We start from the raw sequence: 5,522 nt of genomic DNA, 5'->3' as shown, positions 1-5,522 counted from the left end.
TGACTTGTGACAATCGCTTGAGCCTTCATAGCGTGGCATTTCTTTTTACCAGAATCATTCGCTAATTGTTTTTTAAGGCGATTGATTTTTACTTCCGTCGCATCAATCATTACCGTGTCCTCAGAACTGAGAGGAGTTCTTGAAATCGTAAAACCACTTTGAACAAGAGTTACTTCAACCCATTGACTCCGATGGGTTAAGTTGCTTTCGTGGATACCAAAATCAGCCGCAATTTGTTCATAAGTTCGATATTCTCGCACATATTGAAGTGGCCATAAGAAGGTCTTCTAGGCTTAATTTGAGTTTTCGTCCCCCTTTTGCGTGTTTACCTTGATAAGCTGTTTTTAATACAGCTAACATCTCTTCAAAAGTCGTGCGCTGAACACCAACCAGGAGCTTAAATCGTGCATCAGTTAGTTGTTTACTTGCTTCATAATTCATAGAACTATTCTACCATATTTTGTTTCGCAGGAAGTCTATTATCAAAAGGTGTTGATATATGGGCTGTTTCAAGATTACTAAGGCATAAAGATATACAACAAATTATTCAAACTTACGGACATACTCTAAAAGAGGGTTATTGATAAATAGTATAGGAAGAGCCTTAAAATAAGGTTTTTTCTATTTATCGATTCCAGCAGGGGGTATGTAATTAGATACTATAGTAGATTGAAACTAGAATAGTGTATCTGGACTTCTAAAACATTACTAGAAATTGATTTGTCCTATTCCTATTTCATTTTACTATAAAAACCGCTCAACTGAGCGGTTTTCGTCTATTCATACCCTCTTACAGTACCCATGTTCGGATGGCATGGGCAACACCGGATTCGTCATTTGTTTTAGTGATGTATTTGGCGATTTTTTTGATTTCTGGATTTCCATTTTCCATGACAACGGGGTTCCCAACGACTTCCAGCATGGCACGGTCATTTTCTTCGTCACCGATAGCCATGGTTTGATTTTTGGTCAATCCGAGTTTTTCAGCTAGGTGAGTGATGGCTGACCCCTTGTCTACATTCTTTTTAAGGAGTTCGAGGTAGAAAGGAGCAGACTTGTTGATAGAGTAGCGTTCGTAAAATTCTGCTGGTATCTTTTCAATTGCAGCATCGAGAACCTCAGGCTCATCGATGAACATACACTTGACGATTTCCTTGTCAGCCATTTCTTCAGGTGTGCGGTAGAAGATAGGCATGTTGACGAGGGTTGATTCGTGCACAGTGTATGTTCCGATATTGCGATTGGCAGTATAGATACCGTCTTTAGTAATAGCGTGCATGTGGACACCGAGCTTACGACTGAGAAATTCCATATCTAGATAATCCTCATAGGTCAAGGATTCGCTGATAATCTCATGTCCTGTAGCAGTTTCTTGGACAAGGGCACCGTTGAAGGTCACAACATAGTCACCCTCGTCTCTCAACTGCAAGTCGTCTAGAAGTTTGGCAACGCCTGCGATAGGGCGGCCTGTTGCAATCACGACTTTGACACCAGCTTCTTTGGCATCTTGGATAGCAGAAAAAACTTCAGGAGTGATTTCCTTTTGGCTGTTGACTAGGGTTCCGTCAATATCGACGGCGATAAGTTTAATACTCATAAAATTCCTCTTCTAGTTTTTATTTGGGGTAAAATGATCGTTCTCAATCAAGTGTAAAAATTGCTGGGTAATGCTTGCAAAGATGCTGTTTTGGTCCAACATTTCTTTTGGAAAATAAAAGCGATTATCTCCGTGGCGACTGCCAGCAAGGGATTGGACGATAGGAGACAGGCTAGAGAGTTCGGCTAGTTGACCATTTTTTTGTAAAATCTCAATCTGTGTCCGTGGGTTTTCAGATTCGGGACGATAGATATCATAAGGGAGGTCAAAGTTCTTATGAATGGCAGTATAGTAGTCTGGATCAAATCCGATATCCTCAACCAATTTTCTCATGCTAGCTAATTGGTCTTGGTCTTCTTGTGAAAAAGTAATGGATTTAAAGACCTTGCGGTTGACAAAGCGTTGCGACAGGTCTGCAAGAATCTTGTCAGGACTGGTCATCCAGAGTTGGAAGTAGGTATTCATCACACCATCATCCAGAGCTAGATAGTCAGACAAGGTCACATTTTTTTCAAAGAAAGGTAGCAAATGGGGAGAAGTTCGGGCAAAGAAATCCTTGTCCTCAGGATAGAGTTCCTTGGCGCGTTTGAGAAGATTCTGTAGGAGAACTTCCATAGCGCGTGTTGCGGGGTGGAAATAAACCTGCATGTACATCTGGTAACGGCTAAGGACATAGTCTTCGATGGCATGCATGCCATTGCGCTGAAAGGCAATACCGCTTTCGACAGGACGAATGACTCGGAGGATGCGAGTCAGGTCAAATTCTCCATAGGATGCTCCTGTAAAATAGGAGTCGCGCAAGAGATAGTCCATGCGGTCTGCATCGATTTGGCTGGAAATGAGTTGCACAACCTGCTTGTTAGGATAGGTATGGTCGATGACACTGGCTATCTTTTCTGGAAAATCGGGCGCTACTTGTAGTAGGACTTGGTGGATCTCCGTCTCAGGACTTTGAATAATCTCCTGAGTAATGGCTTCATGGTCTGTATCAAAGAGATGTTCAAAAGTATGGGAGTAGGCACCATGCCCAAGGTCATGTAGGAGGGCCGCGGTCATGGTCAAGAGAGACTCGGCAGGATTCCATTCTTCAGGATATTTTTCTTCAAAAATCTCCGTGATGCGACGAGCAATCTCATAGACTCCAAGACAATGGGAGAAGCGACTGTGTTCTCCACCGTGGAAGGTATAACTGGAAGTTCCCAGTTGCTTAATACGGCGCAAACGTTGAAATTCTTTTGTATTGATCAAGTCATAGATGATTTGATTATTGACATGGATGTAGTTGTGAACTGGGTCACGGAATACTTTTTCGTTCATATGACCATTATAGCAAAAAGCTAGAGTTTTTGGTAAAATAGTAGGACAAGAGACAAGAAAGAGGACCTGATGTGAAGATTCGGATGCGAAATACGATTCAGTTTGATGAGCAGTTGGAAGTGATTGACCAGCTTTATGACGTGGAAGTGCATAAAAAAGGAGATTATAGCTACCTGCTTTTCTATAATGAGGAAAAGGAAAAAGTAGTTATTAAATTTCATGGTCAAGAACTGGTGATGAGTCGTTTTTCCAATCCCAAGACCATTATGCGCTTTTTAAAGGATAGTGATAGTTTAGCCTATATTCCTACACCTATGGGCATGCAGGAGTTTATCATCCAAACGAGCCATTATCAAGTTGATAGACAAAAGATTGAACTAGATTATCAACTACAAAATCAAGAGGGACATCCCTTTGCTAGCTATCAATTGGAAATTACTTGGGGCTAGGCTCTTATTTTTTTCAAATTTTTTCAAATTTTGCTAGCTATCTTCTTGTATTGACTTCCTAGTGTGGTAGATTAGGCTAATTTTTGGTATAATAAAAGTTATGGAAATTGAAAAAACCAATCGTATGAATGCGCTCTTTGAATTTTATGCGGCGCTTTTGACAGATAAGCAAATGAATTATATCGAGCTCTACTACGCTGATGATTACAGCCTTGCTGAGATTGCCGAGGAGTTTGGTGTCAGTCGTCAGGCTGTCTATGATAATATCAAGCGGACAGAAAAGATTCTAGAAGATTATGAGATGAAATTGCACATGTACTCTGACTACATTGTCCGCAGTCAGATTTTTGACCAGATTTTGGAGCGCTATCCCAATGATGACTTTCTGAAAGAGCAGATAGAAATTTTAACAAGCATTGATAATAGAGAATAAGAGGAAGAAAAATGGCATTTGAAAGTTTAACAGAACGTTTGCAGAACGTCTTTAAAAATCTACGTAAAAAAGGAAAAATCTCTGAATCTGATGTCCAAGAGGCAACCAAAGAAATTCGCTTGGCCTTGCTCGAGGCCGACGTTGCCTTGCCTGTTGTAAAGGACTTTATTAAGAAAGTTCGTGAGCGTGCAGTCGGGCATGAGGTCATTGATACCCTTAACCCAGCGCAACAAATTATTAAAATCGTTAATGAGGAACTGACAGCCGTTTTAGGTTCTGATACAGCTGAGATTATCAAGTCACCTAAGATTCCAACCATCATCATGATGGTTGGTTTACAGGGGGCTGGTAAAACAACCTTTGCCGGTAAATTGGCCAACAAACTTAAGAAAGAAGAAAATGCTCGTCCTTTGATGATTGCGGCGGATATTTACCGTCCTGCGGCTATTGATCAGCTTAAAACCTTGGGGCAACAGATTGATGTGCCTGTCTTCGCTCTTGGGACAGAGGTTCCAGCTGTTGATATTGTACGTCAAGGTTTGGAGCAAGCACAAACTAATCATAACGACTATGTCTTGATTGATACTGCGGGTCGTTTGCAGATTGATGAGCTTTTGATGAACGAGCTTCGTGACGTAAAAGCACTGGCTCAACCAAATGAAATTCTGCTCGTCGTTGATGCCATGATTGGTCAAGAAGCAGCCAATGTTGCGCGTGAGTTTAATGATCAGTTGGAAGTGACTGGGGTTATCCTTACCAAGATTGACGGCGATACTCGTGGTGGTGCTGCTCTATCTGTTCGTCACATTACCGGAAAACCAATCAAGTTCACTGGTACAGGTGAAAAGATTACGGACATTGAGACCTTCCACCCAGACCGCATGTCTAGCCGTATCCTTGGCATGGGGGATATGCTCACTTTGATTGAGAAAGCTTCTCAAGAATACGATGAGCAAAAGGCCCTTGAAATGGCTGAGAAGATGCGTGAAAACACCTTTGATTTCAATGATTTCATTGATCAGTTGGATCAGGTGCAAAATATGGGGCCGATGGAAGACTTGCTCAAGATGATTCCAGGTATGGCCAACAATCCAGCCCTTCAAAACATGAAGGTGGATGAACGCCAGATTGCTCGCAAACGTGCCATTGTGTCCTCCATGACACCTGAAGAACGTGAAAACCCAGATTTGTTAAATCCAAGCCGTCGCCGTCGTATCGCTGCGGGTTCTGGAAATACTTTTGTCGAAGTTAATAAATTCATCAAAGACTTTAACCAGGCTAAACAGCTCATGCAAGGTGTTATGTCTGGCGACATGAACAAGATGATGAAGCAGATGGGGATCAATCCAAACAACCTTCCTAAAAATATGCCAAATATGGGAGGAATGGATATGTCTGCCCTTGAAGGAATGATGGGACAAGGTGGCATGCCTGACCTGTCAGCTCTCGGAGGAGCAGGAATGCCAGATATGAGCCAAATGTTTGGTGGCGGACTCAAAGGTAAAATCGGTGAATTTGCCATGAAACAGTCCATGAAACGTATGGCTAACAAAATGAAGAAAGCGAAGAAGAAACGCAAGTAAGACGAAGGAAGGCCGCAGAGCTTTCCTTTTTTAGAAAAATAATAAAGGTCTATTTTGAATCTGTAAAGAATAAAAAATAATAATACTCAATGAAAATCAAATAGCAAACTAGGAAGCTAGCCGCAAGCTGCTCAAAACACTGT

Annotated in this window: 5 protein-coding genes and 1 pseudogene; 3 read left to right on the top strand and 3 right to left on the bottom strand. The window is 41.6% G+C overall.

Annotation, left to right across the window (positions count from 1 at the left end; all coding sequences use genetic code 11):
* The 3 genes and pseudogenes from HT671_RS08985 to HT671_RS08975 form a co-directional block, all read right to left on the bottom strand.
* Window positions 1-441: pseudogene (locus tag HT671_RS08985) on the bottom strand (transposase family protein); the annotation flags it as partial.
* Between the two features lie 349 nt (window positions 442-790).
* Window positions 791-1,597 (bottom strand): sugar-phosphatase, encoded by an 807-nt coding sequence (yidA, locus tag HT671_RS08980; RefSeq protein WP_000023513.1) that lies wholly within the window; start codon window positions 1,595-1,597, stop codon window positions 791-793.
* A 12-nt stretch (window positions 1,598-1,609) separates the two neighbouring features.
* The gene (locus tag HT671_RS08975) at window positions 1,610-2,914 is read right to left on the bottom strand and encodes an HD domain-containing protein (protein WP_138703275.1); all 1,305 of its coding nucleotides are present in this window, start codon (window positions 2,912-2,914) and stop codon (window positions 1,610-1,612) included.
* Window positions 2,915-2,985: 71 nt separating this feature from the next.
* Between HT671_RS08975 and HT671_RS08970 the strand changes: the two genes are divergently transcribed.
* The 3 genes from HT671_RS08970 to ffh all read left to right on the top strand — a co-directional run bounded on the left by HT671_RS08970 (window position 2,986) and on the right by ffh (window position 5,379).
* Window positions 2,986-3,363 carry a DUF1934 domain-containing protein gene (locus HT671_RS08970; RefSeq protein ID WP_023934199.1) on the top strand — a complete coding sequence of 126 codons (378 nt, stop codon included), beginning with the start codon at window positions 2,986-2,988 and terminating at the stop codon, window positions 3,361-3,363.
* Window positions 3,364-3,463: 100 nt separating this feature from the next.
* The gene (locus HT671_RS08965; RefSeq protein WP_023936115.1) at window positions 3,464-3,796 is read left to right on the top strand and encodes a putative DNA-binding protein; all 333 of its coding nucleotides are present in this window, start codon (window positions 3,464-3,466) and stop codon (window positions 3,794-3,796) included.
* Between the two features lie 11 nt (window positions 3,797-3,807).
* Complete coding sequence (ffh, locus tag HT671_RS08960; protein ID WP_138703276.1) at window positions 3,808-5,379, top strand: signal recognition particle protein; 1,572 nt, start codon at window positions 3,808-3,810, stop codon at window positions 5,377-5,379.
* Window positions 5,380-5,522 lie beyond the last annotated feature (143 nt).

Source organism: Streptococcus sp. 2741, from assembly GCF_013276315.1.
Lineage (GTDB): Bacteria > Bacillota > Bacilli > Lactobacillales > Streptococcaceae > Streptococcus > Streptococcus pseudopneumoniae.
Note: the sequence above shows the minus strand (reverse complement) of the source record. Positions and strands in the feature narration are given on the sequence as shown.